This is a genomic window from Paractinoplanes pyxinae (assembly GCF_026626335.1).
Classification (GTDB): Bacteria; Actinomycetota; Actinomycetes; order Mycobacteriales; family Micromonosporaceae; genus Actinoplanes; species Actinoplanes pyxinae.
The window spans coordinates 451,022-476,731 of sequence record NZ_JAPNTZ010000005.1 but is presented as its reverse complement, the minus strand read 5'-3'; the positions used below and the strand labels follow the sequence as shown (position 1 = coordinate 476,731).

At 71.1% G+C, this 25,710-nt stretch carries 26 protein-coding genes; 10 read left to right on the top strand and 16 right to left on the bottom strand.

Annotation, left to right across the window (positions count from 1 at the left end; translation table 11 throughout):
• Positions 1-107 precede the first annotated feature (107 nt).
• Positions 108-803, top strand: coding sequence for a hypothetical protein (locus OWR29_RS16565; protein WP_267563741.1), 696 nt, complete (start codon positions 108-110; stop codon positions 801-803).
• 103 nt (positions 804-906) lie between these two features.
• Here the strand turns inward: OWR29_RS16565 and OWR29_RS16560 are convergent, their stop codons facing one another.
• Positions 907-2,061: a cytochrome P450 gene (locus tag OWR29_RS16560; protein WP_267563740.1), complete on the bottom strand. Its 1,155-nt coding sequence runs from the start codon at positions 2,059-2,061 to the stop codon at positions 907-909.
• Between the two features lie 265 nt (positions 2,062-2,326).
• Between OWR29_RS16560 and OWR29_RS16555 the strand changes: the two genes are divergently transcribed.
• Positions 2,327-2,737, top strand: coding sequence for a helix-turn-helix domain-containing protein (locus tag OWR29_RS16555; protein ID WP_267563739.1), 411 nt, complete (start codon positions 2,327-2,329; stop codon positions 2,735-2,737).
• Here the strand turns inward: OWR29_RS16555 and OWR29_RS16550 are convergent.
• Both OWR29_RS16550 and OWR29_RS16545 read right to left on the bottom strand, forming a co-directional pair.
• Positions 2,670-3,743, bottom strand: coding sequence for an MAB_1171c family putative transporter (locus OWR29_RS16550; protein ID WP_267563738.1), 1,074 nt, complete (start codon positions 3,741-3,743; stop codon positions 2,670-2,672). The genes OWR29_RS16555 and OWR29_RS16550 overlap by 68 nt on opposite strands.
• Positions 3,740-4,207 (bottom strand): hypothetical protein, encoded by a 468-nt coding sequence (locus OWR29_RS16545; RefSeq protein ID WP_267563736.1) that lies wholly within the window; start codon positions 4,205-4,207, stop codon positions 3,740-3,742. Before OWR29_RS16545 ends, OWR29_RS16550 begins: the two co-directional genes overlap by 4 nt.
• A gap of 190 nt (positions 4,208-4,397) precedes the next feature.
• On the opposite strand from OWR29_RS16545, the gene ppdK reads away from it, so the two are divergent.
• Positions 4,398-7,088, top strand: coding sequence for a pyruvate, phosphate dikinase (ppdK, locus tag OWR29_RS16540; protein WP_267563735.1), 2,691 nt, complete (start codon positions 4,398-4,400; stop codon positions 7,086-7,088).
• A 152-nt stretch (positions 7,089-7,240) separates the two neighbouring features.
• On the top strand, positions 7,241-7,651 hold the full coding sequence (locus OWR29_RS16535) for a VOC family protein (RefSeq protein ID WP_267563733.1): 411 nt from the start codon (positions 7,241-7,243) through the stop codon (positions 7,649-7,651).
• 43 nt (positions 7,652-7,694) lie between these two features.
• On the opposite strand, the gene OWR29_RS16530 is transcribed toward OWR29_RS16535, so the two are convergent.
• The 4 genes from OWR29_RS16530 to OWR29_RS16515 all read right to left on the bottom strand — a co-directional run bounded on the left by OWR29_RS16530 (position 7,695) and on the right by OWR29_RS16515 (position 13,035).
• The gene (locus tag OWR29_RS16530; RefSeq protein WP_267563732.1) at positions 7,695-8,078 is read right to left on the bottom strand and encodes a DUF732 domain-containing protein; all 384 of its coding nucleotides are present in this window, start codon (positions 8,076-8,078) and stop codon (positions 7,695-7,697) included.
• 258 nt (positions 8,079-8,336) lie between these two features.
• Positions 8,337-10,358 carry a DNA helicase RecQ gene (gene recQ, locus OWR29_RS16525; RefSeq protein WP_267563731.1) on the bottom strand — a complete coding sequence of 674 codons (2,022 nt, stop codon included), beginning with the start codon at positions 10,356-10,358 and terminating at the stop codon, positions 8,337-8,339.
• Between the two features lie 100 nt (positions 10,359-10,458).
• Complete coding sequence (locus OWR29_RS16520; RefSeq protein ID WP_267563730.1) at positions 10,459-12,360, bottom strand: SpoIIE family protein phosphatase; 1,902 nt, start codon at positions 12,358-12,360, stop codon at positions 10,459-10,461.
• Positions 12,361-12,393: 33 nt separating this feature from the next.
• Positions 12,394-13,035 (bottom strand): GTP cyclohydrolase II, encoded by a 642-nt coding sequence (locus OWR29_RS16515; RefSeq protein ID WP_267563729.1) that lies wholly within the window; start codon positions 13,033-13,035, stop codon positions 12,394-12,396.
• Positions 13,036-13,192: 157 nt separating this feature from the next.
• Between OWR29_RS16515 and OWR29_RS16510 the strand changes: the two genes are divergently transcribed.
• Positions 13,193-13,885 (top strand): RibD family protein, encoded by a 693-nt coding sequence (locus tag OWR29_RS16510; RefSeq protein WP_267563878.1) that lies wholly within the window; start codon positions 13,193-13,195, stop codon positions 13,883-13,885.
• A 15-nt stretch (positions 13,886-13,900) separates the two neighbouring features.
• Here the strand turns inward: OWR29_RS16510 and OWR29_RS16505 are convergent, their stop codons facing one another.
• The 5 genes from OWR29_RS16505 to OWR29_RS16485 all read right to left on the bottom strand — a co-directional run bounded on the left by OWR29_RS16505 (position 13,901) and on the right by OWR29_RS16485 (position 18,319).
• Complete coding sequence (locus tag OWR29_RS16505) at positions 13,901-14,956, bottom strand: lysylphosphatidylglycerol synthase transmembrane domain-containing protein (protein WP_267563728.1); 1,056 nt, start codon at positions 14,954-14,956, stop codon at positions 13,901-13,903.
• A gap of 62 nt (positions 14,957-15,018) precedes the next feature.
• On the bottom strand, positions 15,019-15,786 hold the full coding sequence (locus OWR29_RS16500) for a class I SAM-dependent methyltransferase (RefSeq protein ID WP_267563727.1): 768 nt from the start codon (positions 15,784-15,786) through the stop codon (positions 15,019-15,021).
• The gene (locus OWR29_RS16495; RefSeq protein ID WP_267563726.1) at positions 15,783-16,946 is read right to left on the bottom strand and encodes a glycosyltransferase family 4 protein; all 1,164 of its coding nucleotides are present in this window, start codon (positions 16,944-16,946) and stop codon (positions 15,783-15,785) included. Before OWR29_RS16495 ends, OWR29_RS16500 begins: the two co-directional genes overlap by 4 nt.
• Positions 16,943-17,341, bottom strand: coding sequence for a 6-pyruvoyl trahydropterin synthase family protein (locus OWR29_RS16490; protein ID WP_267563725.1), 399 nt, complete (start codon positions 17,339-17,341; stop codon positions 16,943-16,945). The genes OWR29_RS16495 and OWR29_RS16490 overlap by 4 nt, the downstream gene beginning before the upstream one ends.
• A 3-nt stretch (positions 17,342-17,344) precedes the next feature.
• On the bottom strand, positions 17,345-18,319 hold the full coding sequence (locus OWR29_RS16485) for a zinc-dependent alcohol dehydrogenase (RefSeq protein ID WP_267563724.1): 975 nt from the start codon (positions 18,317-18,319) through the stop codon (positions 17,345-17,347).
• Positions 18,320-18,433: 114 nt separating this feature from the next.
• On the opposite strand from OWR29_RS16485, the gene OWR29_RS16480 reads away from it, so the two are divergent.
• Positions 18,434-19,204 (top strand): CDP-alcohol phosphatidyltransferase family protein, encoded by a 771-nt coding sequence (locus OWR29_RS16480; RefSeq protein WP_267563723.1) that lies wholly within the window; start codon positions 18,434-18,436, stop codon positions 19,202-19,204.
• Between the two features lie 590 nt (positions 19,205-19,794).
• Here the strand turns inward: OWR29_RS16480 and OWR29_RS16475 are convergent.
• On the bottom strand, positions 19,795-20,679 hold the full coding sequence (locus tag OWR29_RS16475) for a cobalamin-binding protein (protein WP_267563722.1): 885 nt from the start codon (positions 20,677-20,679) through the stop codon (positions 19,795-19,797).
• A 180-nt stretch (positions 20,680-20,859) separates the two neighbouring features.
• Between OWR29_RS16475 and OWR29_RS16470 the strand changes: the two genes are divergently transcribed.
• On the top strand, positions 20,860-21,450 hold the full coding sequence (locus tag OWR29_RS16470; protein WP_267563721.1) for an HAAS signaling domain-containing protein: 591 nt from the start codon (positions 20,860-20,862) through the stop codon (positions 21,448-21,450).
• A gap of 173 nt (positions 21,451-21,623) precedes the next feature.
• Here OWR29_RS16470 and OWR29_RS16465 read toward each other — a convergent pair whose 3' ends face one another.
• Positions 21,624-22,472: an alpha/beta fold hydrolase gene (locus OWR29_RS16465; RefSeq protein ID WP_267563720.1), complete on the bottom strand. Its 849-nt coding sequence runs from the start codon at positions 22,470-22,472 to the stop codon at positions 21,624-21,626.
• A gap of 139 nt (positions 22,473-22,611) precedes the next feature.
• Here OWR29_RS16465 and OWR29_RS16460 point away from each other — a divergent pair, with 139 nt between their 5' ends.
• Positions 22,612-22,878, top strand: a complete 267-nt coding sequence (locus tag OWR29_RS16460) for a hypothetical protein (RefSeq protein ID WP_267563719.1) — start codon at positions 22,612-22,614, stop codon at positions 22,876-22,878.
• A gap of 390 nt (positions 22,879-23,268) precedes the next feature.
• Here OWR29_RS16460 and OWR29_RS16455 read toward each other — a convergent pair whose 3' ends face one another.
• Together OWR29_RS16455 and OWR29_RS16450 are read right to left on the bottom strand one after the other, a co-directional pair.
• Entirely contained in the window at positions 23,269-23,637 is a 369-nt protein-coding gene (locus OWR29_RS16455) for a hypothetical protein (protein ID WP_267563716.1), read from the bottom strand.
• 57 nt (positions 23,638-23,694) lie between these two features.
• Positions 23,695-24,468 (bottom strand): alpha/beta hydrolase, encoded by a 774-nt coding sequence (locus OWR29_RS16450; protein WP_267563715.1) that lies wholly within the window; start codon positions 24,466-24,468, stop codon positions 23,695-23,697.
• A gap of 53 nt (positions 24,469-24,521) precedes the next feature.
• Here OWR29_RS16450 and OWR29_RS16445 point away from each other — a divergent pair, with 53 nt between their 5' ends.
• Entirely contained in the window at positions 24,522-25,286 is a 765-nt protein-coding gene (locus tag OWR29_RS16445) for an alpha/beta hydrolase family protein (protein WP_267563712.1), read from the top strand.
• 95 nt (positions 25,287-25,381) lie between these two features.
• Entirely contained in the window at positions 25,382-25,666 is a 285-nt protein-coding gene (locus tag OWR29_RS16440; protein ID WP_267563711.1) for a hypothetical protein, read from the top strand.
• The last annotated feature ends 44 nt before the right edge of the window (positions 25,667-25,710 follow it).

The window sequence follows — 25,710 nt, the reverse complement described above, 5'->3', positions numbered from 1 at the left end:
AACCCGGGGGTCCGACATTCGTCACCGAGAGTCTTCCGTTCTGTGCCGGTGCGTAGTAGTTCCGGCATCGCCGCCGGCCCCGCGCGCCGGTCTGGGAGGATGGCCCGATGTTCGTGACCGCAAGAGTTGCCAGGCTGGCCGCTTTGACGGTGTTTGCCCTGCTCGCGGCGGCCGGATGCTCGTCGGACGACGAGCCCGCGCCCGAGCCGACCGGCCTGATCGACGTGACCACGATGCGCGGCGCGTTCCTGCAGGCGGCCGAGATCGGGCCGACCTGGCAACCGCCGGCCCAGAGCCCCGACCCGAGCAAGCTGGTCAGCCTCTGCGGTGGCACGACGGCCGCGCCGAGCGTGCCGCCTGGCGGCGAGGTCGTGGCGTCGTCCTTCGTGGACGAGGGGCAGAAGGGCGCCCAGACGCTCGACCAGACCGCGCTCGTCTACGGCGACGCGACGCTCGCGACGGCGGCCCAGACGGCGTTGCGCGCGGTGGCCGACGGCTGTCAGGCGAAGGTGTCGGTGCCGGCCACCGTCAACGACCAGAAGTCGGAACCGGCGTACACCGAAACCGTCGAGATCAAAACGTTGGACGAGGCTGGGTGGAAGGGTTTCGTGGTGGTCCGGCACAAGACCTACGAGAAGGCTCACCCGGGTCTGGCCGACACCGCCGTCGCCGTCCTGAACAGCCGAAACGTGGTTCTGGTGGACCAGTACGCGCTCTACCGCCTGGGCACTGCGAGCGCCGCGAGCAACTTCGACGCCGACTGGCAGAAGCTCGTCGGCACCGTGGTGCAACGTGTCGGATAGCCGGACGGGATAGACACGACGGCCCGCTGTCGTCTAATGTTCCGAGTGCGCCGTTGCGAGTTCTTCCCCCGTGGAATTCGCAGCGGCGTCTTACTGTCTCCGGCTAGTTCGCCGTCACCGGCAGCATTTCGAAGCCGCGGATCGTCAGGCTGTCCCGCCGCTCGGCGCCCTCTTCCCGTCGCAGCTCCGGCAGCCGCTCGAACAGCCGCGGGAAGGCGATCTGCGCCTCGAGCCGGGCCATCGGCGCCCCCAGGCAGTAGTGGATGCCCCCGCCGAACGACAGCGACGCGTTGTCGGCCCGGTTCAGGTCGAGCCGGTCGGGATCGGTGAACCGGCGCGGGTCGCGGTTGGCCGCCCCCGTGTACGCCACGATCCGCTGGCCCGGTTCGAGCGGCACCCCGGCCACGGTCGTGGGTTCCAGCACCGTACGGTCGATGTTCTGCACCGGCGAGTCGAAGCGCAGAAGCTCTTCGACCGCGGCGGCCGGATCGGCGAGCAGGGCCGGCCGTTGCTCCGGGTGGTCGAGCAGCGCCGCCAGCCCGTTGGACAGCAGGTTGGTCGTCGTCTCGAACCCGGCCGCGAACAGCAGCCCGGCCATCGTCAGCAACTCGTCGGCGGTGAGCTTGTCGCCCGCCTCCTCGTGCTCGACCATGGCGCTCATCAGGTCGCCGCGCGGGTGCCGCCGCCTCTCCGCGGCCAGATCACGCAGGTAGTCGCGGACCGCCTTGGCCGCCGGGTCGGCCTTCAGCAGCACCTCGGGCGTGACCTCGTCGAGCACGGCCGACCAGTCCTGCACCAGGTGCTGGAACTGGGCGCGGTCGGCGTCGGGGATGCCCAGCAACTCGCTGATCACGTTGCAGGGCAGGGGAAACGCGAACGCGGAGACGAAGTCGGCGGTGCCCGCGGCGGCCATCGCCTCGATCATGGTGTCGATCATGCGGGTGGTCGCCGGGCGCAGCTGCTCGACCCGGCGGACGGTGAAGCTGGAGCTGACCAGCCGCCGCAGCCGGGTGTGGTCGGGCGGGTTGATGCCGAGCAGGCTGGTGAAGTAGCCGTAGAGCGCCGGGTGTTCGGCCCAGTCGGCCAGGCCGGCCTCGGGCAGCAGCTCGACCGGCATCTTGCCGAGCTTGTGATCGCGGGAGACGGACTGGCATTCGGCGAAGCGGGTCACGATCAGGGTGCCGTCCGCGGCGCGCAGCACTGCGCCTGCCTCGCGGAGCTTCGTGTAGTGGCCGTACGGATCTTCACGTCCCACCATCGTGGTGAGCTCATCCAACAGTGTCGAAACTTCGCGACTTTCCACAATGCTCGCCACGACTCCGACGATACAAGTTCGCGACTGCGAGCAATACAAGGTGAGTTTGCGCAGCCCTTGAGCGGGTGGTGGCCGTGTTCTAGGCTTCATCCGGTCCGTCAACGTCAGTTTATGGCGCCTGCATCGGGGGATGTGCATGGACGAGAGGCTCGCGTCCCTGCTCATGGCGTCGTAGGCTGCGTGGTGACCTAGGGGGAGGGAGGCGTGGGTGGGCGCCTTCTCTATCTCCGGACGCCTGGACAGGCTGTTCAAACAGCTGCGGCCCGAGCCGAGTTACATGGCCGTGGCTGAGGCCGTCCGCAACGACCAAAACGTGTCGATCTCACACACGTACATCTGGCAGCTGCGCACCGGCCGGCGCGACAATCCGACGATCCAGCATCTGACCGCGCTGGCCACCTACTTCGGCGTGCCCGTGTCCTATTTCGTGGACGACGAACAGACGGTCCGCATCGACTCGCAGCTCGACCTGCTGCGGACCATCCGCGACGCCGGGGTCACCGAGCTCGCCCTGCGCGCGGCCGACGTCTCGCCGCGCGGCCGGGACACGATCAGCGAGCTGATCCAGAGGGTGTGGGAGTCCGAGAAGGGCCTGCGAGACCGCGGCTCACCCGGCTGAGCCAGGCCACCTCGTCGGCCATCGTCGGGCCGACCGGCGCCCACGACCCGGGCGTGGCCAGCGGCGTTGTGGCCGCCCGGCGCTGCAGCGCCTCGACGATGGCGACGGCTTCCTCATCCGGCGAAGGCCCGTGCGGTGCCGCGTACGGGCGCAGGGCGAGCATGCCGTCGCGGATCTCGATGACCCGGCGATACAACCGCAGGTGCACATCGTCGACGCCGGCCAGCTCGATCACCGCGCGCCGCGGCGTGAAAAGGATCACCTCCGGAAAGGCGTCCCGCATGGCCTTCCAGAGCGGGCGCAGCACGAGCAAAGAGCGATAGGCCGCGTACGCCGCACGGGCCCGCCGCGTGGCCGGCACCAGCAGTCCCGCGATGGTCAGGATCAGACCGCTCGTCTGCACGGTGCGCCCGATCGGCTCGACGGTCGAGAAGGCGATGTGCGCGCCCAGGTTGTGGGCCAGGATCAGGCCGCCCTTGACCGCCGCATAGCAGGCCACCAGCCCGGTGCCCGCCGCCGTCACTCTCAGCCCGAACCGGGGCAGCAATGATCGGGCCTCGCCGCTGACCCGCCAGAAGAGCACCGACGCGGTGACGAGCACAGTGCCGAGATAGGCCTCGAGCAACACCCAGTACGCCACCACCGACCAGCCCTGGTCGCCGGCCAGCAGTTCGGCCTCGGTGTCGATTCCGCCGGCGATCACATCGAGCACCACCAGCGCCCCGAGCACCGACACCAGCAAGGTCAACTGCCTGGCCCGTACGCCCGTGTGCGTGACCAATGCGATGAAGCGCAGCAGGAAGTACGCCGACGTGACGCCGAGCAGGTGCGGCAGGATCGGAACGGCGACCCGCTCGGCCACCGGCCCGAACGACATCGTCTTGGCCAGCGCGATGGCGCAGACGGCGGCCCACAGCGCGCGCTGCCGCTGGTCGCGCCAGAGGGTCGGAACCCGGATGAGCGTCGCGCCCCACAACAGCACCAGCAGCGCGACGTCGAGGATCATTCGAAGCCCAGCGCGTCCGCGACCCGTCCCAGCGTCGTGCGCGGCCCGCGGGAGGACCGGCCGCGGATGAGCGAGGCCATCATCTCGGCCTCCCTTTCCTGCGCGTCCGTGTAGCCGACCCGGCCCAGCATGCGCCGCACGGCGGTCGGCTCGAGGTCGGGGAAGAGCCGCTCGATCGCGGCGTCGGCGCCGGAGTGTCCGCAGAGGATGTGCGACAGCTCGTGCAGCACGATGTGCTCGGCGTGCAGCGGCGACGTGCCGGGGTCGAAGAAGACGTGGTCGGCCCGCTCGGTGCCGATCCACAACCCGCAGGGCGCCTCGGCGCTGAGCCCGGGCACCGGCCGGCGGATCAGCGGGCGGCCGCGGCGGGCGGCGATCTCGTCGCAGAACTGGTCGAGGTCGAAGGGGTCGGGCACACGCAGGCCACGCAGCTTCTTCTCGCAACGCCGTCGCAGTCCCTCCACCGCGGCCACGCTACTCGACCGTTCCGCTGCGCGGAACTGCGCGGAGAAAGCGCTTACCGAACAGGGGGTGACGAACCGCTGTGGAAAACCCCACGGGACTGTTAACTATTCAGTACTTCTCTGCTTAGCCTTACGAACCTTGGGGCAGAAACCAGTACGGCCGAGGAATCAAAACCGGAGGTGGCTGGCGATGGCAAAGTACGTCTACGACTTCGCCGAGGGCAACAAAGACCTGAAGGACCTTCTCGGGGGCAAGGGCGCCAATCTCGCGGAGATGACCAATCTCGGCCTGCCGGTTCCGGCCGGCTTCACCATCACCACCGAGGCCTGCCAGCGCTTCCTGGCCGAGGGCTCGCACGTCGACGGGCTCGACGACGAGATCGACCGGCATCTCGCCGCGCTCGAGTCCGCGATGGGCCGGCGGCTCGGCGACGCGGCCGACCCGTTGCTGGTCAGCGTGCGCTCGGGGGCCAAGTTCTCGATGCCCGGCATGATGGAGACCGTCCTCAACGTCGGGCTCAACGACGAGTCGGTGGCCGGCCTGTCGCGCCAGGCCGGGGGCAACGACCGGTTCGCCTGGGATTCCTACCGCCGGCTGATCCAGATGTTCGGCAAGACCGTGTGCGACGTGCCGGGCGAAGAGTTCGAGGACGCTCTGCACAAGGCCAAACAAGCCAAGGGCGTCCGGGACGACGTGCAATTGGACTCCGACGATCTCAAATCGCTCGTGGCGGCGTACAAGAAAGTCTTTTCCAAGCACGTCGGCCACGAATTCCCGCAAGATCCGCGGCAGCAGCTCGACCAGGCCGTCGAGGCGGTTTTCCGGTCGTGGAACGCCGACCGCGCGGTGCTCTACCGGCGGCAGGAACGCATCCCGGCCGACCTCGGCACCGCCGTCAACGTGGTCGCGATGGTCTTCGGCAACCTCGGGCCCGATTCCGGTACGGGCGTCGCCTTCACCCGCGACCCGGCCACCGGCGAGAGCGGCATCTACGGCGACTACCTGCAGAACGCGCAGGGCGAGGACGTGGTGGCCGGCATCCGTAACACGCTTCCCCTGGCCGACCTCGAGAAGATCGACAAGAAGTCGTACGACGAGCTGCTGCAGATCATGGCCACGCTCGAGGGGCACTACCACGACCTGTGCGACATCGAGTTCACGATCGAGCGCGGCAAGCTGTGGATGCTGCAGACCCGCGTCGGCAAGCGCACCGCCGCGGCCGCCTTCACCATCGCCGCGCAGCTGGTCGAGGAGGGCATGATCGACCTCGACGAGGCGGTGACCCGGGTCAGCGGGGCCCAGCTGGCCCAGCTGATGTTCCCGCGGTTCGACCTCTCCGGTGACCCGACGGCTCTGACGCGCGGCGTCGGCGCTTCGCCCGGTGCCGCGTACGGGGAAGTGGTTTTCACCTCGGCCCAGGCGGTCGCTCTCGCGGGCGAGGGCCGGTCGGTGATTCTCGTACGCCGGGAGACCAACCCGGACGACCTGCCCGGCATGATCGCCGCGCAGGGCATCCTCACCGCCCGCGGCGGCAAGACGTCGCACGCGGCCGTCGTCGCCCGCGGCATGGGCAAGACCTGCGTCTGCGGCGCCGACCAGGTCGAGGTGGGCCGCGACCAGTTCACGGTCCACGGCCAGGTCGTGCACGAGGGCGACGTCATCTCGATCGACGGCACCACCGGCCGGGTCTACCTGGGCGAGGTGCCGGTGCGGCCGTCCGAAGTGGTGCAGTACTTCGAGGGCGACCTCGACCCCGCGCTGGCCAACGAGCCGCTGGTCGCCGCCGTGCACCAGCTGATGACCCACGCCGACGAGCGCGCCCGGCTGCGGGTGCGCACGAACGCCGACACCGGCCCGGACGCGGCCCGGGCCCGGCGCTTCGGGGCGCAGGGGATCGGGCTCTGCCGCACCGAGCACATGTTCCTGGGCGACCGGCGCGAGCTGGTGGAACGGCTCATCCTGGCCCACAACAAGACCGAGCGCGACGACGCCCTGGCCGCGCTGCAGCCGTTGCAGCGGGCCGACTTCCTCGAGATCTTCCGCGAGATGAACGGGCTGCCGGTCACCGTGCGGCTGATCGACCCGCCGCTGCACGAGTTCCTGCCGTCTCTCGAGGAGCTGGCGGTGCAGGTGGCGGTGGCCAAGGAACGCGGCTCGTCGGGCGAGGAGGCCGAACGCGACGAGCGGATGCTGGCCGCCGTGCGGCGCATGCACGAGTCGAACCCGATGCTCGGCCTGCGCGGCGTGCGACTGGGCCTGGTGATTCCCGGTCTGTTCGGCATGCAGGTGCGGGCGATCGCCGAGGCGGCGGTGGCGCTGGCCGCCGAGGGTGGCCGGCCCAAGCCCGAGATCATGGTTCCGCTGGTCGGGGCGGTGCAGGAGCTCGAGACCGTCCGCCACGAGGCCGAGCGGATCATCGCCGAGGTGGTCGGCGACTCGGGCGTCGAGGTGCTGATCGGCACGATGATCGAGGTGCCGCGCGCGGCGCTGACCGCCGGCCAGATCGCCGAGGCGGCCGAGTTCTTCTCGTTCGGCACCAACGACCTGACCCAGATGGCGTGGGGCTTCAGCCGCGACGACGTGGAGGGCGCGTTCTTCTGGCGCTACCTCGAGCTGGGCATCTTCGGCATCTCGCCGTTCGAGTCGATCGACCGGGACGGCGTGGGGCGGCTGGTCCGGATCGCCGGCGAGGAGGGACGGGCCACCCGGCCCGGGCTGAAGCTCGGCGTGTGCGGCGAGCACGGCGGCGACCCGGAGTCCGTGCACTTCTTCCACGAGGTGGGGCTGGACTACGTGTCGTGCTCGCCGTTCCGGGTGCCGATCGCGCGCCTGGAGGCCGGTCGGGCGGCGGTGGAGTCGGCCGGCTCCGACCACCGCTGAGGTGTTCCCGGCCCGCATTCGTCGGTTTCGACCGGGATGCGGGCCAGCTTTTCGGGTGCGTTCTCGCCAGGGGCTCAAAAATGTCGGAGGGCGGGTCTAGCGTCGGGGTCGTTCAGCAGCAGCAGTCGTGGCAGCAGCCAAGGGAGTCTGTGATGGCGTCTCAGCTCAACCCCTACCTGACCTTCGACGGCAACGCCCGCGAGGCCATGGAGTTCTACCACTCGATCTTCGGCGGCGAGCTGAGGGTCAACACGTTCGGCGAGTTCGGCGCGCCCGACCCGGCCATCGCCGACAAGGTCATGCACGCGATGCTCACCAGCGAGAAGGGTTATTTGCTGATGGCGTCGGACACGGCGCCCGGCATGGCCCACAACCCCGGCAACACGATCACGGTCAGCCTCAGCGGCGATCCCGGCGAGGGGCTGGAAGAGGTGTGGGAGAAGCTGGCCGACGGCGGCACGGTCCAGCTGCCGTTCGAGAAGCAGATGTGGGGCGACCTCTACGGCCAGCTCACCGACAAGTTCGGCGTCCCCTGGATGATCGACGTGGTCGTCCCGCAGTGACGACGCGCGGCCGGGCGCCCGCTGCGCCCGGCCGGCGTGGCGGTCAGCTGCCCTTCGAGGCCGAGGGCTTGCACAGGTTGGTCTTGGCGATGGCCACGATCTTCTGGCCCTTCTTGGCGTCCACCGAGAAGAGGCTGATCGCGTCGATGACCGTCTCGCTGGTGGTCATGCCGTTGGTGAAGTCGGTGCAGATGTTGTAGCCGTTGTCGAGCGCGGCCTGCTTGTCCGCGGTCAGCTTGGCGTCGAGCTTGGTCAGCGCCGCGAGGTACGTCTCCTCGTCGCCCTTGGGCAGGCTGGCCTGCTGCGCCTGCTTCTCGGCGTCGACGAAGGCGGCCTTCTCCGACTTGTCGTCCGAGCACGCGCTCAGCGTCCCCAGCCCGGTCAGAGCGACCAGAACGGTGCCCACCACGGCAAGACGTGCCCCCACGTTGCGTCCCCCTCGTTCACGTCGAAGCGATCTTCACGCCCCGTACCGCAGGCACGGTACGGGGCCTGCGCCAGCCGCGGCCACCGACACCCGGCCGACTTTCCCGGCCAATCGGCCAGCGCCGGACACACCGGCGGCCCAGTCCGGCCTGCTCGACGCCCCGCCGCGCCCCGCCGAGCGACGCCGCGCCTGCTACGCCGCGTCGCACCCGCCGCGCGTCGCCGCGCCGGCCCGCGCGCGCTGCGGCCCTCGGCCGCGTCAGTGGTAGTCGGGCGGGGGCTCTTCGTCGTAGTCGAGGTCGGGCGGCTCCTCGTCGAAGACGAAGGCGTCAGCCGGTTCGTCATCGCCGAAGCGGGAGCCGACGCCGGGCTTGCGCGCCGGCGGGGCGACCGCCGAGCTGTGCGCCGGTGGCGGCGGCGCGGACGACGCGGGCGCGCCATCGCCGTGCAGGGTGTCGAGCACCTGCTGGCCGAACTTGGTCAGCTTGTTCTGGCCGACGCCGCTCACCGTGCCCAGCTCGCCCAGCGTCTTGGGGTTCAGCGCGGCGATCGCCCGCAGTGTCGCGTCGTGGAAGATCACGTACGCGGGCATGCCCTGCTCTTTGGCCACCGAGGCCCGCCAGGCCCGCAGCCGCTCGAAGGTCGAGGCGTCGGCGGGGGAGAGATCGGCCGCCGGGGCCGCCGCCGCCCGCTGCCGGGGCGCCTTCACCTTGGCCGGGGCCTCGCGCCGCATCATCACCTTGGTCTCGCCGCGCAGCACCCCGGCGCTGGCGTCGGTGAGCACCAGCGTGCTGTATTCGCCCTCGACGGCCAGCAACCCCTCGGCCAGCAACTTGCGCACCACCCCGCGCCACTCGGCGTCGCGCAACTCTTGCCCGATGCCGAACACCGACAGCTCGTGGTGGCGGAACCGCTGCACCTTGTCGGTCTCTTTGCCGAGCAGGATGTCGATCGACTGGCCGGCGCCGAACTTCTGCCCCCGCTCGCGCTGCAACCTCAGCACCGTCGACAGCAGCTTCTGGGCCGGCACCGTGCCGTCCCACGATTCCGGCGGGGTCAGGCAGGTGTCGCAGTTGCCGCAGTTCTCGCCCGTGGCCGCCTGCCCGAAGTAGTTGAGCAGCTGCGACCGCCGGCACGTCACCGTCTCGCACAGCGCGAGCATGGCGTCGAGGTGCCGACCGGCGTTGAGGCGGTGGGCCAGGTCGCCGTCCGAGCTGTCGATCATCTTGCGCTGCTGCACCACGTCCTGCAGCCCGTACGCCAGCCAGGCGGTCGACGGCAGCCCGTCGCGACCGGCGCGGCCCGTCTCCTGGTAGTAGCCCTCGACGGACTTCGGCAGGTCGAGGTGGGCCACGAAGCGGACGTCCGGCTTGTCGATGCCCATGCCGAAGGCGATCGTGGCCACCATGACCAGCCCGTCCTCCCGCAGGAAGCGGGACTGGTTGGCCGCGCGCACCCGGTTGTCGAGCCCGGCGTGGTAGGGCAGCGCGTTGATCCCGTTCTGCTGCAGGAACTCGGCCGTGCGCTCGACCGAGGCCCGGGACAGGCAGTAGACGATGCCCGACTCGCCCGGGTGCTCGGTGCGCAGCAGGTCGAGCAGCTGCTTGCGCGGCTCGTTCTTCGGCACGATGCGGTATTGGATGTTGGGCCGGTCGAAGCTGGCCGTGAAATGCCGCGCGTCGGTCAGCTGCAGGCGGGTGGCGATCTCGTCACGGGTGGCCGACGTGGCGGTGGCGGTGAGCGCGATGCGCGGCACGTCGGGCCAGCGCTCGTGCAGCATCGACAGGCCCAGATAGTCGGGCCGGAAGTCGTGGCCCCACTGCGACACGCAGTGCGCCTCGTCGATGGCGAACAGCGAGATCTTGCCCCGGTCGAGCAGCCGCTGGGTGGCCGCCACGCCCAGGCCCTCGGGCGCCACGTACAGCAGGTCGAGGTCGCCGTTGACGAACTCGGCCTCGACCAGGCGGCGCTCGTCGTAGTCCTGCGCGGAGTTGATGAAGTTGGCCCGGACGCCGAGGGTGCGCAGCGCGTCGACCTGATCCTGCATCAGCGCGATCAACGGCGAGACGACCACGCCGGTGCCCGGGCGGACCAGCGCCGGGATCTGGTAACAGAGCGACTTGCCCCCGCCGGTCGGCATGAGCACCAGCGCGTCGCCGCCGCCGGCCACGTGCTCGATGATCTCGTGTTGCTGACCGCGGAACGACGGATAGCCGAAGACGCGGTTGAGGACGTCGACGGCGGCCGAATCGTTCGCGGGAACCTGGGAAGCCGAAGTCACCCCGCGACAGTACAGAGAAATGCCGCCCGCGTGCGAAGCCCTGTGGACAACGGCGAAATGTGGACAACCCGCAGGCCCGGGCCCGGCCGGAGCAGACTTCTCAGCGCTCCGGCAGCAACGCCACCAGCGCCAGAATCACCTGTGCGGGCGTGCCCGGCGCGGCGTCGAGCACGAGAGGAGCGTCCTGATTCGCATGCTGACCGGCCACGTGGTGCAGCGCCGACACCCCGGCGCTCGACAGATGGGTGACCCCCGACAGATCCACCGTCATCGGCATCGTGCCGCCCCGGCTGCGCCGCAGCAGCTCTTGCCGGGCCAGGCCGGCCGTGGTCAGGTCGAGCGGCCCCTCGAGCCGCACCCGGGTCTCGTCGTCGCCGGCCTGTTCGACGATCCGGAACTCGTCCCTGTGCTCCTGCGCCGCCTGCGGTTCCGGCGACGACAGGTCGAGCAGCCGGGCCGGCCGGCACAGCGGCTTGGCCACCCGGGCCACCGTGCCCGTCTCGTCGTGGTCCACCTTGAGCAGCGAGACCAGCTGGGCCGTCAGCGCCAGCCCGCGCCCGCGGTTGGCCTGCCGCTCCGGCGCCCGCCACTGCCCCCGGTCCACGACCGAGGCCTGCACGACGCCCGCCGGGTCCAGCGTCACCGTGACCGTGACGGTGGCCTCCGCCGCGCTGCCGGCGTGCTCGACGGCGTTGGCCAGCAGCTCACCCACCGCGTGCTGCAGCGCGAAGACGTCCTCGCCGGTCGCGCCGATCCGCGACAACCACTCGCCCAGCCGCTGCCGCACGGCCCGCAACTCGGCCGGGTCGGCCCGCACCTCGAGGGCCACGCCGGGCTCGACGGGAACACGCTGCACGGCCAGCAGCGTGATGTCGTCGGTGTGCCCGGTCGCCCGAACCAGCAGCTCCACCGTCTGCGAGCAGACCCGTTCGGCCGGCGTGGCCTGCGGGTCGTGCAGTGCCCGCCCGGCCGCGCTGTCGGCCGCCACGTGCGCCAGTTCCTCGGCACTCGACTGGTGATCACGTCCGGGCCGCTCGAGGATCCCGTCGCTGTAAAGCAGGAGCAGCTCGCCTGTTTCGAGGCTCTCCGCGCGTACGGGAAAAGAACCGCCAGTGCCCAGCGGGGCCCCACCGGTCAGCGGCAGGTATCGGGTGGCGCCCGATGCGCCGACCACCAGCGGCGCTGGGTGCCCGGCCGTGCAGTACGAGAACTCGCCGCTCGCCGGGTCGAGCGTGACCAGCGCCACGGTCGTCGCGTGCGCGGCCGGCACCCGGGCGGCGAACCGGTCGGCCGCCGCCAGCGCCTCGACGATCCCGGCGCCCTCCTCCAGCCTGTCCTGCAGCACGGCCCGCAACTGGCCCATCACGCCCGAGGCGGTGACCCCGTGCCCGACCACGTCGCCGACGATCAGCGCGATCCGCCCGTCCTGCTGCGGCACCGCGTCGAACCAGTCGCCGCCCGCGGCGGTGTCCGCGTCGGCGAGCAGATAGCTGGCCGCGATCTGGGCCCCCGGCAGCACGGGCAGCCCCGCCGGCAACAGCTCACGCTGCAGGGCGGTGATCACCTCGCGGCTCTCGTCGTAACGGCGCTGCAGGTGCGCCGTCCGCTCCGCCTCGGCCTGCCGCTGCCGCACCGCCTCGGTGACGTCGAAGCCGATGCCGATCACCCCGCGCCGCTCGCCGTCGACGACCCAGGGCGTGATCGTGAAGTTGGCGAACATCTCGTGCACCGAGCCGTCCGGCGCCGTGATGTGGGCCCGCCACTCGCGGCCGTTGATCGGCTCCCCGGTGCGGTAGACGTCGTAGTAGGCGTCGACGAACTGCTGGCCGGCCAGGTCGCTGATCACCTCACCGATCGGCCGGCCGTGGAACTCGCGGCCGGTCAGCACCGACCGCGTGGCCGCGCTGAGCGTGAGCACGCGCAGCTCCGGGCCCTCGCACACGGCGAGGATGAAAGGCACCTGGTCGACCGCGGCCAGCACCAGCGAGGGGTCGTCCACCATCAGCTCATCCTGCCCGACCCCCGGCCACGAGCGTCACTCGGCCAGCGGTAACTCGATCGTGTGAGCGGTGTGGGAGGCCTTGGTGGCCAGATAACGGACGTTCGCTGGGGACATGTGGACCCCGGTCGGCACCCGCTGGGTCACCTCGATGCCGCTCTTCTCGAGCTGGATCGCCTTGTCGGGATTGTTGCTCAGCAGCCGGATCCGGTCGGCCCCCAGCGCCAGCAGCATCTGGGCGGCGGCGGTGTAGTCGCGCTCGTCCTCGCCGCGGCCCAGGGCCACGTTCGCCTCGTACGTGTCCAGACCCGCGTCCTGCAGCGCATACGCGTCCAGCTTGGCGTACAGGCCGATGCCGCGGCCCTCCTGCCGCAGGTAGAGCAGGAAGCCGCCCTGCTCGGCGATGCGCTCGACCGCCTCGCGCAGCTGCGGCCCGCAGTCGCAGCGCTCGCTGCCGAACACGTCACCGGTCAGGCACTCGCTGTGCGGGCGCACCAGGGGCGCCCGGCCACCGGCGGCCGACTTCTTCAGCGCGCGCTGCCAGTCGCCCAGGCCCAGGGCCAGATGCTCCTTGCCGTCGACCAGGCCGTCGAAGGTGATGACCCGGGCGGTGGTGGCATAGCCGTCGCCGAACCGCAGCGGAACGGTCACCTGCTGCCGCAGCGTGGCTTCTAACATCGGTCCTCCTCGTTGGTTCCCCGTTGATCCGCTTTACCCGCCGGCGGAGTCACCGCACCGCAACAGAACGCGAACGTGCCAGTAATCGTGTCGCGGATTATCTTGGACGCAACTGTCGGACAGGGTGACGATCGTCGCTCTACTGGAGGCGTCATCAGTGGTCCCGCGTCCTTACACCTTGCTGAGCTGCGGCATGTCGATCGACGGATACCTGGACGACGCGGCGCAGGAACGGCTGCTGCTTTCCAACGACGCCGATTTCGACCGGGTCGACGCCGTTCGTAGCACTTGTGACGCGATCCTCGTGGGCGCGGCCACCATCCGGCAGGACGATCCGCGCCTGCTGGTGCGCTCGGCCGAGCGCCGGGCGGCCCGGGTCGCCCGCGGCGAGGCGCCCAACCCGCTGAAGGTCACCGTGACCGCCCGCTGCGACATCGACCCGGCTGCACGGTTCTTCACCGTAGGCGAGGTCGACAAGCTCGTGTACTGCGCGTCGGGCACCTGTCACTCGGCCCGCGAGCGGCTGGGCGCGGTGGCCACCGTCATCGACGCCGGCGATCCCGTCGACCTGAGCCGGGTGACCGCCGACCTGGCCGGGCGCGGGGTGCGCCGGCTGATGGTCGAGGGCGGCGGCACCATGCACACCCAGTTCCTCACGGCCGGGCTGGCCGACGAGCTGCAGCTGGTGGTGGCGCCGTTCTTCGTGGGCGACTCGCGGGCGCCGCGCTTCGTCAGCGACGGCAAGTTCCCGTTCGGCCCGGGGCGCCGGGCCACGCTGGCCGAGGTGCGCCAGATCGACGACGTCGTCCTGCTGCGCTACGCCCTCTCCGACCGTTTCGACGCGAACTGATCCGTTGAGCATGCGCTAGGCGCCGGCGCGGACCAGTTCGCGGCCGGCGGGAACCAGCGCGGGCTCGACCAGCACGGCCGGGGCGGCCGGAAGCCCGTACGGCACCGGCGAGATCGGGGCGGCCACGCGGACGGCGGCAGCAGTGCGCAGGCGGGCCAGTCCCCGGCCGATCAGCACCGCGGCGCCGGGCAGGGCGGCCACGAAGGCGAACAAGCCGTACACGACGGCCGTGGTCAGGCCCTGGGTGGCGCTCAGCCCGGCCGCGCCGAAAGCCCAGGCCGTGACGGCCTCGCGCGGGCCCCAGCCGCCGACGTTCAGCGGCAGCGACATCGCCAGCAGGGCCAGCAGCATCAGCGGGACCAGGCGGGTCAGCGACGCCGCCGAGCCGGCCGACCGGGCCGCCACGACGAACGTGGCCAGGTGACCGGCGACCACGACGACCGAGGCCAGCGTGACGCCCGGCCAGTTGCGGCGGGCCAGCAGCCCGGTGCGGATCTCGGCCAGGCCGGTGCGCACCCCGGCTGCGACCCGCGAGCCGCCCTGCCGCAGCTTGCGGAAGGCCAGCAGCAGGATCACGGCGGCCAGCGCCACGGCGGCCAGCACGACCACGACGACGAAGCCGTGTGTGCGCAGGACGGTCAGCACGGGGGAGGGGACGGTGAGGAGCACCGACACCGCGATGGCGAGGAAAACCAGCTGGCCGGCCGTGCGCTCGAGCACCACGGCCCGCACGCTCCTGGCCACGTCACCCTCGTCGCGGCCGTGCTGCACGGCGCGGTCCACGTCGCCGAGCACCCCGCCCGGAAGCGCGGCGTTGAGGAAGAGCGCCTTGTAGTAGTCCGCGATCGCGGTGCCGAACGAAAGCCGCAGGCCGAGGCCGCGCGCCACCAGGCACCAGCGCCAGGCGCTGAACACGGTGGTGGCGACCCCGATGGCGAAGGCCAGGCTGAGGGCGGGCAGCGAGATCACCCGCAGGCCGTCGACGAACGCGCCGGTGCCGAGCCGCCACAGCAGGAAGGCCAGGATCCCTGCCCCGCCCAGGATCCGTGCCCAAGCCCAGATTCGCCCCACGTCGCCGTTCCCTTCAAGTAGCCCGCTCTTTCCCCTAGTACGCCGGGGCGGGCACAAAGGGTTCAGCCGAAGGTCGCCAAAAGATCGACATGTCCGACCGAGGCTGTGGGCAGATGCTCCAGACGGTCCTCCAGATAGCCGTCCAGATCCGCCGAAGGCCGCTGCTCACGGGCCGCGCCGACCCAGCCCCGCAGCCATTCGGCGGTCAGTTCCGGCAGCTCGGGGCCCAGCCGCCACGCACTCGGCCGGGTGACGACCGTCGCACCGGCCTTCTCGAAGGCCTGTGCCGCGTACGCGGGAGCATCGGGCCCGAGAAGCCGGCGCCCGCCCACGACCCGGCGCTGGTGCTCGTCGAACGCCTCGGCCACGGTAGCGTCCTGCGGCCGGGCCGGGTCGAGGCTCACCTCACCGGCGACCGAAAGGGTGAACAGGGCCGTGACCTGGGCCGCCGCGAGCGTCGCGACCAGCGCGTCGATCTCGGCCTCGGTCAGCAGGTCGAGCAGCGCCGAGCAGGTCACCAGGTCGGTGCCGGCCAGGTCGGCGGCGGTCAGCGCGGTCACGTCGCCCAGCGCGCCCTCGACGGTGACGCCGGGCAGCCGCACGTGCGAGGTGGCGTAGTGCAGCAGCTTCGGGTCGAGGTCGGCCAGGATCCAGTGCTGCGGGGTGTCGAGCTGCGGGGCCAGCCAGCGCGCCATCGAACCGGTGCCGCAACCCAGGTCACGCACGACGTTGATCGGCTTCGGCAGCCGGGCCACCAGGTCGGTCGCGCGGGCGGCGGCGTCGGCGGGCTCGCGCAGGCCGAGCCAGGTGGTGCTGAACTCTCCGGTCATCGGGGGTCTCCTAAGCGGATGGCGGACAGCTGACGGGCGGTTCCGGCCCAGGTCGGGAGGGTTTCCCGGCGGGCCCGGGCGGCGGCGCGCAGGCGTTGGCGCAGCGCGTCGTCGGTGAGCCATCGGCGGATGGCGGCGGTCAGGGCAGGCCGGTCGTCCGGCGGGATCAGGATGCCGGGCAGCGTGCCGTCGGGCGCGGCGCCGAGGGCCTCGGGCACGCCGCCGACCGCCGTCGCGATCACCGGCAGCCCGCGGGCCAGGGCTTCGGTCACCACCATCCCGTAGGTCTCGGCGCGCGAGGGCAGAATCAGAAGATCGGATTTCCCGTACGCGCGATCGAGCGCAGCCGGAGGCAGTGCCCCCACGAAACGCGTGCGGTGGTTACGGTGCGGCACCGGGTGCACCAGCGCCCCCGCATAGGTGCACTCCCAGTCGAGCGAAGACAGATCCTCCTCGAGCGCCGCCACCAGCAGGTCTTGCCCTTTGCGCGGGCTGACCGAAGCCACGCACAGCAGCCGCCGCCCGTCCGCGCGCGGTTCGGCCAGTTCCGCCGGCTCCACCCCCGGGGCCGCGACCGCGATGCGAGGCGTTCCGTGCGGTGCCGCCGCGGCGGGCAGTGGTCCGTGCTCCGCGGCGGGCAGTGGTCCGTGCTCCGCGGCGGGCAGCGATCCGTGCTCCGCGGCGGGCAGTGATCCGTGCTCCGCGGCGGGCCGGGGCAGGCCGTGGAGGGCGGCGACGCGCTCGGCGGCGGCGTCGCTGGTGGCGATCACGACGGTGGCCAGGTGCAGCGCCCGGCGCTCCCGCTCGCGCAGGTCGGCGGCAACCCCGGGGGAGAGGCCCGTCTCGTCGCTGAGCGGCAGGTGCACCACGATCATGAGCCGCAGCCGACCGGCGTGCGGCTCGAGAATTTCCGGCACCCCACACCCGACCAGCCCGTCAATCAGCACATCGGACTTGTCGGGAATCTCCGCCAAGCCCGTGCTGAGCGCGCGCCGGGCGTCCGGCCCGGGCTGCGGCCACGAGCCGGGGACGGCAATCTCGTGCACGTCGGGCAGCAACGACAGCACCGCCCGGTCGTAGCGGTTGCCGCCGCTGGGCGCCGCCGGATCGTCGACGCCACCCGGCAGCACCGCCCACAACGGGCCGGGCCCCGACGTCACAGATCGCGCTCGTACGAGGCCCAGGCGATGTGCGACTCGTGCAGCGTGATCGTGAGCCCGGTCAGGCCGGCCGCGCCCGGGCCCAGATCCCCGGCCGCGATCCGGTTCGCGAGCCGGTCGGCGATCACCTTGGCCAGGAACTCGGTCGACGTGTTGATGCCCAGGAAGTCGGGCTCGTCGTCCAGGTTCCGGTAGCTCAGCCCGCCGCAGATGGCGTGCAGCTCCTGCGAGGCCAGGCCGATGTCCACCACGATGTTGTCGTCGTCCAGCTCGGGGCGGCGGAACGTCGCGTCCACCACGAAGGTCGCGCCGTGCAGCTTCTGGGCCGGTCCGAAGACCTCGCCGGAGAAGCTGTGCGCGATCATGATGTGGTCGCGGACGGTGATGCTGAACAAGGGCTACTCCTCGGGGTAGTCGATCACGTGGCAGAGGGCGCGCAGGCTGCCGTCGGCAAGGCGCGGCAACACCTCGGGCAGCTCCGCGAAGGGCGAGTGCCCGGTCAGGAAGGCGTCGAACCGCTCGTCCTTCAGCAGCTCGAGCGAGAGGGCGAGCCGGTCGGCGTACGAGCGGTTGCGGCCCGGCACGATCCCGCCGACCTGACTGCCGCGGATGGTGAGCCGGCGCGAGTGGAAGAACTCGCCCAGCGGCACGCTGACCGGCTGGTCGCCGTACCAGCTGAGCTCCACGACCGTGCCCTCGGCGGCCACCAGCTCGAGCGCGCGGGTCAGCCCGGCCGAGGTGGCGCTCGCGTGGATCACCAGATCGCAGTCGCCCCGGGCCTCGGCCGGGGTGGCGAAGTCGACGCCCAGGTGCGCCGCGAGTTGTGAGCGCCCGGCGTCGACGTCGACGAGCTCAACCCGTACGCCGGGAAAGCGCGCGAGAATCGCCGCCGCGCAACCACCGACCATGCCCCCGCCGACGACCGCGACGCGATCACCGATCTGCGGGCGGGCGTCCCAGACGGCGTTGACCGCGGTCTCGACAGTGCCGGCGAGAACGGCCCGAGACGCGGGCACCTCGTCCGGAACCAGAGTTACAGCCGTTTTTGGTGCGATAAAGCGGGTTTGGTGGGTATAGAGGGTGAACACGGTGCGTCCGAGAAGGTCGGGCGGGCCCTGCTCGACCCGGCCGACGTTGAGGTAGCCGTACTTCACCGGGGCCGGGAAATCACCCTCCTGAAAGGGGGCACGCATCGCCGACCACTGGCTCTCGGGCACCCGGCCGGTGAACACCAGAGTCTCGGTTCCCCTGCTCACGCCCGTGTGGAGAGTGCGGACCAGGACCTCGTCCGGGCCCGGCTCGCCCAGGGTGACCGGACGGATCTCGCCCCGGCCCGGCTCGGCGATCCAGAACGCGTACGCGTCACTCGTCATGGTTCCTCCCGCCGCTCATTCCGTCGCACGCTGAACCGAACGCTGCCCAGGCGCGTGTTAAGCGCTGACGACGGCAACCATACGCGGCGGCCGATCTTGCACATGGAGGCCTCGGTGACTTCAGTAACCGCACCCACCAGCGACTCCTCACGGGCGCCGGTGGTCGGCCTGGCCGCCCAGCTGGCACTGCTCGCGCTGCTCGGCAGCACCCTCGGACTCACCGCCACCGGCCTGATCGCCGGCGCGGCCTACGGCCTGGTCCTGTGCGGCCTGCTCGGCGCCGGCCTCGACCGGGCCCGCATGCACCACCTCGGCGCGGCCAACGCGGTCACCCTCGCCCGCGCGCTCCTGGTCGGCGCCGTGACCGCCATGGTTGTCACCTCGTTCGCCCACCCCGTCAGCACGCCCGCCCTGGTCGCGATCGCCGGCGTGGCTCTCGCCCTCGACGGTGTAGACGGCCAGGTCGCCCGGCGCACAAACACCACGACGGCGCTCGGCGCCCGCTTCGACATGGAGGTCGACGCCTTCCTGATCCTGGTCCTGAGCGTCTACGCCGGCGACCGTTTCGGCTGGTGGTGGATGGCGATCGGCGCCTTCCGCTACGCCTTCGTGGCCGCCGCGTGGGCCCAGCCCTGGCTCAACGCGGCCCTGCCCCCGCGCTTCTCCCGCAAGGTCGTGGCTGCGCTGCAGGGCATCGTGCTCGCCCTGGTCACGGCCAACCTGCTGCCCACCGCCCTCACCACGGTCGTGCTGGCCGTGGCCCTGACGTCGCTGACCTGGTCGTTCGGCCGCGACACGATCTGGTTGTACCGCGCGTCCCGCATCCGTGCGGCAGCTCGCGAACGCTGGTCGGCCCCGCACCGCCAACCGGCGTTGGCTCACTGAGCCGGCCGCTTCCCGCGCCCGCCGCGCCTGGTTCCCGCGCGGCGGGCGCACCCATGTGCTGAGTTGCTGCGCTCTTCTTACGGCCGTCCTTCCCGGCGCTTTTCTCGTACGACCTAGGGGCGCAGACGTTCGTCGGTGCTCACAGTCCTCGCCAGGCAAGGAGCCCGCTCAGCCGTTCGTCCTGAGCGCAGGCGGCGGTGGCGCTGACACTCCGCGCGGAGCGCGGGGTCGGGCTTGCAGCCGTTCACCCCGTGCGCAGGCGGCGGTGGCGCTTACACGCCACGCCCGGAGCCGGCCCACAGTCGTTCACCCTGTGCGCAGGCGGCGGTGGCGCTGACGCTTCACGTGGAGCGCGGGGTCGGCTCGCAGCTGTTCATCCTGTGCGTGGGCGGCGGTGGCGCTGGCAATCCTCGCGGGGCACGGGATCGGCTCACACTCGGCGGATCAGTTCACCCGTGCGCGGATGGCAGTGTCGCGCCTTCGGCCTGAGCGTCAGGCGGTGCCGGCCACTTCGTCGATGCCCACAGCTGACTGGCCACCTTCGCGGATGATCCGCCGTTGAGGGGCGCGAGTGCCGTTGGAGGTCGCGGTCAGGCGACGCGGGCGGCGGTGCCGGGCGGGGGTGGTGGCACCGCGGACGGGTGCAGGATCGAGGCGATCGCTTCGACGCCGTTGATCAGGCGAGGGCCGGGGCGCACGATGATGCCGTCGGCGTCGAGGGCCCACACCTGCGCGACGGGAAAGTGCGGCACCACTCGGCGGGCCTGCTCGATGGCGCCGTCCAGGTGGAAGCCGCAGGGGGTGACCAGCACGATCTCCGGCTGCGGCGCGGCCAGATCGGCGTACGTGGTCTGAACCGAGCGTTTGCCCCCACTCGCCGCGACCGGATCGCCGCCCGCCGCCGTGATGAGGTCGGGCACCCAGTGGCCGGCCGTGAACGGCGGATCGACCCACTCGACGACCGTCACCCGCGGCCTCGGCCGTCCCGCGACCGCCCGCGACACGGCAGCCAACCGCCCGCGCAGTTCGGTGATCAGCTCTTCGGCCCGTTCCCGGACGCCGGCCGCCTCGCCCACCGCGCGGATCGTGTCCAGCACCTCATCGAGCGAGTACGGGTCGAGCGACACCACGTCGGCCCGGCACCCCAGGTGGTCGAGCGCGTCGGTGACGTGCCCCGACGGCAACGCGCACACCCGGCACAAATCCTGAGTGAGGATCAGATCCGGCGCGAGCTCGGCCAGAGCATCGGCGTGCAACGTGTAAAGGTCACCGCCCTCGGCCAGCCGCCCCCGCACGTACGAGTCAATCTCCCCCGGACTCATCCCACGCGTGTCCTTGCCGCCAACCACCACGGTCTTCTCCACCCGCGCCGAAGCCGGCTCATCACACTCGAACGTCACCCCGACCAGGTCGTCCCCCAACCCGAGCGCGTAAACGATCTCAGTAGCTGACGGCAGCAACGAAACAAGACGCATGCCCCCATCCTGCCCCGCTCTCTCCTTTGACGATCGCGTTGTGTCGGGGGGCGTGGGTTGTGGTGAGGGGTCGGCCGAAAGTCGTAGGTGGGGTCCGGGATCCGGTCCGCGGGCCGATGTTCGGCGGTTGGTTGATCGCGATGCTGGTTCTACCGCGCCGAACAGTCAGGGGAGACAGGGATGACGACGGCACCGCTCGCTCACACGGACGTGATCGTCCTCGACTACCTCGCCGCGCTCTGGGCTCAGAGCGAGGACCTCGCGCCCGAGCTGCGGGACGAGCTGATGACGACCGTGGCCGACTACATCTCGTTGCGGCGCACCTCGCCGGCGTCACCGATCGAGGACCCGGCCGAGATCGTGCGCCGGTTAGGGCCACCGGAGGCCTTGGTGGCGGCGGCGCGAAGAGGACACCTGCCGCCCCACATCCGGTTGCCCGCCCTGGTCCCGCCTCCCCCGCCGGCCGCCACCGGTGGGGGAGCGGCCGAATACACGGCGATCGGCCTGATCACGGCGGGCGCCTTCGTTCTGCCCGGCCTCGGACCGGTGGCCGGCATGCTGATGGCCAGCGCCTCACCCCATTGGACGCCAGCCGAGAAGGCCGCCAGCTGGTTCCTGGTGCTGGGCTCGGGCGCGGCCTCGTTCGCGGCGCTCTTCTTTTTCGCGGTGGCCGGCGCCGGCCAGGCCGCGGCGATCTTCCTCTGCTACCTGATCGCGGTCGGCGGCTCGGTGCTCGCAGGCAAGCGCCTCATGGACGGCCTTCGCCGCTGAGGCAACGCTTCGACAAGCCATGCAGGCGCCCGACGCCGGCCGGTACCGCTGAGGCATAGGCGCTCGACGGGTGTTGGGTGCGGTGCGGGTGGGTTGATGCCGGCGTCATGTTGACTTGATGTGTTGATTGTGTTGACTGGATCAATATTGACGTCAACATTGATGCGTCGTCTTCACGCCGGTTGGGTGCGGCGGCCGGGCTGGGCGATGATCTCGTCGATCACCTGGGTCCAGACGGCGGCGGGTGGGAACTCGTGGCCTACGCCCTCCAGCCAGACCAGGCGGGCGCCGGGGATTTCGGCGCACAGCGCCTCGGCGTGGGGCGGCGTGAAGAACGGGTCGAGCGTACCGTGCAGGACCAGCGTGGGGGCGGTGACCGTGCCGAGCCGGTCGCGTACGGGCGGCCCTTCGGCGCAGATGTAGTGGTTGGTCTGCGACGCTGTCATGTCCTGGGTGCGGTCGAAGACGCGCTGGGCGAGACGGCGCAGTTGCGGCTCGTCGGCGGTGAAAGGGCCGCCCAGACGACGTACGGAGGAAACCAGCTCGTCGACCGCGGAGCGCCGATCGGTCCAGTCCGGCTGTTCTTGCTCGCCGTTGCCGGACCCGAAAGAGAGCTCGTACGCGGGTGGGACCGTGCTCGTCGACATCAGCGTCAGGGACAGCACGCGGTGGGGGCGTTCGACCGCGATGCGCTGGGCCATCATGCCGCCGGTCGAGAGCCCGACCAGGTGGGCGCGGTGGACGCCGAGGCCGTCGAGCACGCCGAGCGCGTCGTTGGCCAGATCCACATCGGAGTACGGTGGCTCGCCGGCCGGGAAAGACGTCGAGCGGCCCGTGTCGCGATGGTCGTAGCGGATCACGAACCGCCCGCCCGCGGCCAGGCGCCGGCAGAACTCGTCGGCCCACCAGTCCATCGAGCTGGCCGCGCCCGCGATGAGCAGCAAGGCCGGATCGCCGGCCTCGCCGAACGTCTCCACACACAGCTCGATGCCGTTGACCGGCATCATCGTCTCGGTCACCACACGGTCATTGTCGGGCATGGCCCTTGACGCGCGGGTTAAAACTCGGTGCGGCTCATGGTTTGATGATCGGGTGCTGCCTGATTTGAGCGGATATGAACCACACCGGACCGTGCTCGACGCCCCGTTTGAAGGCGTTCCGGTGCCGGGATTGCGAGCCGACTACTTCCGCCGGGCCGAAGGCGAACGGATAGCGACCGTCGGTTGCTACTCGATCGGCGACCGCGAGGTGCTGATGGCGTGGGGCTATGTGGACGAGGAACACTGCCGGCACAACGCCGTCCGCGACCCCGAAGGCGGGTGGCACGCGGCCGCGGACGGCTGTCCCGACGTCGAACTCGTGCGCGACGGCCAAACCGTGGTCGGCTTGGCCGTCCGCGCGCCGGACGGGCAGTGGATCAGGGCTTGAACGACGAGATGCGCGGGACGCCTTCACCCGCGCCGTACGCGCGGCGGACGGGCAGTGGATCAGGGCTTGAACGACGAGATGCGCGGGACGCCTTCACCCGCGCCGTCCGCGCGCGGGACGGGCAGTGGATCAGGCCTTGAACGACGAGATGCGCGGGACGCCTTCACCCGCGCCGTACGCGCGCCGGACGGGCAGTGGATCAGGGCTTGAACGATGAGATGCGCGGGATTCCTTCACCCGCGCACCCGCTGGCGGGCAGTGGATTCTGGGCTTGACCGGCGACTCGCCGGACGTCTGCAGCCGTGCACCTGCCGGGGGCGAGAAGAGCTGCGATTGACGGCGGGTTTGCGGGCGCGGCTGCAGTCGAGGAGCGCGCTGCGTAGATACGGGTCAGAACTTGACCGGGGCAGCGGCGGCCGCGGCGCGGGCCTGTTGACGGACGACGCGCAGCGAGACGGCGGTGAGCGTGATGGCGACCGCGAACAGGGTCAGGTGCAGCCACGGGTTGGCGATCGGCACGAAACCGATGATGGCGACAGGGATCTGCACGACGGCGATCAGCGCGGCCAGCCACCAGCGGCTGCCGCCGCTCCACAGCAGGGCCGTCCACACCGGGGCTGAGACGACGACCAGCGTCAGGCCGTCGAGCAGCGCGTGCAGGGCGGAATTGTGCACGGCGTTGTGGGCGAAGGCCTGCGCGGGCGTGGTTATCCACAGGCCGGCCAGGACGAGGGCGAGTACGGCGGCGGCACGACGCATGGGATCCTCCAGCGTGGTTGGACCGTTGCTCTGAGTCACCACGGTACGGGCGTGACTTCAGCGCCGTAAAGCTTCACTCACGAAGTCCATCCCGGCGGGGAGGCAGCGCGACCAGTAGCCGAAGTTGTGCCGCCCGTCCTCGAAACTGCCCGCGGCGGGCGGCTCGGGCAGGGCTTTCGCCAATGCGCGTACGTTGTCGAGAAGCCCGTCTTGGCGGCCGCACCACAAACCGACCGGCGTGCCGCGCAATTGGTCGGCCGCGGTGAAAATCTCGTCCCCCGGTCGTACGGCGGGGGAAAGCGCGACCACCGCTCGGGCGAACCCGGGATAGGCCTCGGCCAGCAGCAGCGACCCGTACCCGCCCATCGACCAGCCGAGCAGTGCGATGCGCTTGGTGTCGAAGCCGCGTGCCCGGCACCAGCGTGGGATCTCCTCGTGGACCATCCGCTGCGGGTCGTCGCCGCCGTCGGGGCGCCACCACAGTCGGTCGCCGGTGGCGCCGGCCAGCACGAACGGGGGCTTTCCGCGGCGTACGGCGTCGGTCAGGAACCGCCCGAAGCCGAGCGCAGCGAAGTCGGCCGCCGTCTTCGAGCCGCCGTGCAGGATCAGGCAGACCGGCAACCCTCGTCCGTCGCCGTGACCGGCCGGAACCGCGGTGTAGAAGTCGACCATCCGTCCGCGGGCGGTGGAATCGCGCCTTTCGAGGCGTTCGTCACCCACCGGGGCATGCGGGATGACCGGTTCCAGTTGGCCCGGTCGGCTGCGATAACCCACCATTCCGGCGACGCCGGCGGCGGTAGCTCCGATGGCCAGGAATGTTCGTCGTCTCATCGTCACCCACAACGGCGATCGACCGCGTTGCGTGACGTTCCTACGCTCACGACGTGCGCAGACTCGGGGTGGTGCTTCTCTTGGTGGCACTGCTGCTGGACGGGTTCGGCCCGGCGCGCCCGGCGTCGGCGCGCGGGTCCGTGGTGAGCCGGGTGCTGCAGCTGGCGCGGGGTGCTGACCGGCCCCTGCCGACGACGCTCTGGTATCCCTCGCCGCTCACCGGGCGTCACCCGCTCATCCTCTTCAGCCACGGTCTGGGCGGGTCGCCGCGGCAGTTCGCGCCGCTCGCGGCCGGCTGGGCCGAGGCCGGGTACGTGGTGGCCGCCCCGGCCTATCCGCGGACGAACGCGCGGGTGCGGGTCGACCGCCGGGACATCGTCAATCAACCGGCTGATGCAGCTTTCGTGATCGAGGCGGTGCGGGCGCTCGACGGAGTGTCCGGTGACGTGCTGGCCGGGCACCTCGACGTCGAGCGGGTCGCCGCGATCGGCTTCTCGGCGGGCGGCACCACGACGCTCGGGCTGTTCGGGCCGGGACACCCCTCGTACCTGCGGGCCGGCATCTCGATCAGCGGGCGGCGACCACCCGCGGGCTTCGGGGGAGCGCCGGCGCCGCTGCTTTTCCTGCACGGCGACCGCGACCGGGTGGTGCCGATCCGGGCTGGCCGCCAGGCCTACGGAATGGCGCCGACGCCGAAGCAGTTCGTGACCATTGCGGGGGCTCGTCACGGTGAGTTCCTGCGACCTGGTGACTCACGGTATCCACGCGTGTCGGGTCAGATTCTGGCCTTCCTCGCGGCGAAAGTCCCGGTCGGCTGATTCTTAGACCTTCTACCCAGAGTGATACTCCAGGTCAGAAGGCCTGACCGTTCGGCCCACCCGGCACGCTGCGTGATGACGACTAGGCTGCTGGAGTGCATGTCTCCCATATCGTCGTGGCCGCGACAGTCACGTTGAGTGTTTCCGCCGTTTGTTACTCACAGTTCGACTCGCGGAAGGCGGAGCAGCAGGCGCGAGCCGTCGCCGACAAGGCCACCTGCCGGGCGGTCGACTCCGCGATCCTCGCCTACGTCGGCGTCCACGGCGGCGCGCCCAGCTCGGTCAGCCAGCTGACCGGCTACCTCGACGGCGACATCACCGCCTACCGCGTCGTCCGCGGCCGGGCCGCCGGTCCGGGCTGCGCGTCAGGTGCTCGCTGACCGTCCGCGGCCAAGCCCCGGCCCGGGGCTGAGCGACAGCCGTT

What these genes read in the sequence shown, in the direction of transcription:
- OWR29_RS16565 (WP_267563741.1), top strand. Translation starts at nt 108, where the DNA reads ATGTTCGTGACCGCAAGAGTTGCCAGGCTGGCCGCTTTGACGGTGTTT.
- OWR29_RS16560 (WP_267563740.1), bottom strand. Translation starts at nt 2,061, where the DNA reads ATGGTGGGACGTGAAGATCCGTACGGCCACTACACGAAGCTCCGCGAG.
- OWR29_RS16550 (WP_267563738.1), bottom strand. Translation starts at nt 3,743, where the DNA reads ATGATCCTCGACGTCGCGCTGCTGGTGCTGTTGTGGGGCGCGACGCTC.
- ppdK (WP_267563735.1), top strand. Translation starts at nt 4,398, where the DNA reads ATGGCAAAGTACGTCTACGACTTCGCCGAGGGCAACAAAGACCTGAAG.
- OWR29_RS16535 (WP_267563733.1), top strand. Translation starts at nt 7,241, where the DNA reads ATGGCGTCTCAGCTCAACCCCTACCTGACCTTCGACGGCAACGCCCGC.
- OWR29_RS16520 (WP_267563730.1), bottom strand. Translation starts at nt 12,360, where the DNA reads ATGGTGGACGACCCCTCGCTGGTGCTGGCCGCGGTCGACCAGGTGCCT.
- OWR29_RS16515 (WP_267563729.1), bottom strand. Translation starts at nt 13,035, where the DNA reads ATGTTAGAAGCCACGCTGCGGCAGCAGGTGACCGTTCCGCTGCGGTTC.
- OWR29_RS16500 (WP_267563727.1), bottom strand. Translation starts at nt 15,786, where the DNA reads ATGACCGGAGAGTTCAGCACCACCTGGCTCGGCCTGCGCGAGCCCGCC.
- OWR29_RS16485 (WP_267563724.1), bottom strand. Translation starts at nt 18,319, where the DNA reads ATGACGAGTGACGCGTACGCGTTCTGGATCGCCGAGCCGGGCCGGGGC.
- OWR29_RS16475 (WP_267563722.1), bottom strand. Translation starts at nt 20,679, where the DNA reads ATGCGTCTTGTTTCGTTGCTGCCGTCAGCTACTGAGATCGTTTACGCG.
- OWR29_RS16470 (WP_267563721.1), top strand. Translation starts at nt 20,860, where the DNA reads ATGACGACGGCACCGCTCGCTCACACGGACGTGATCGTCCTCGACTAC.
- OWR29_RS16455 (WP_267563716.1), bottom strand. Translation starts at nt 23,637, where the DNA reads ATGCGTCGTGCCGCCGCCGTACTCGCCCTCGTCCTGGCCGGCCTGTGG.
- OWR29_RS16450 (WP_267563715.1), bottom strand. Translation starts at nt 24,468, where the DNA reads ATGAGACGACGAACATTCCTGGCCATCGGAGCTACCGCCGCCGGCGTC.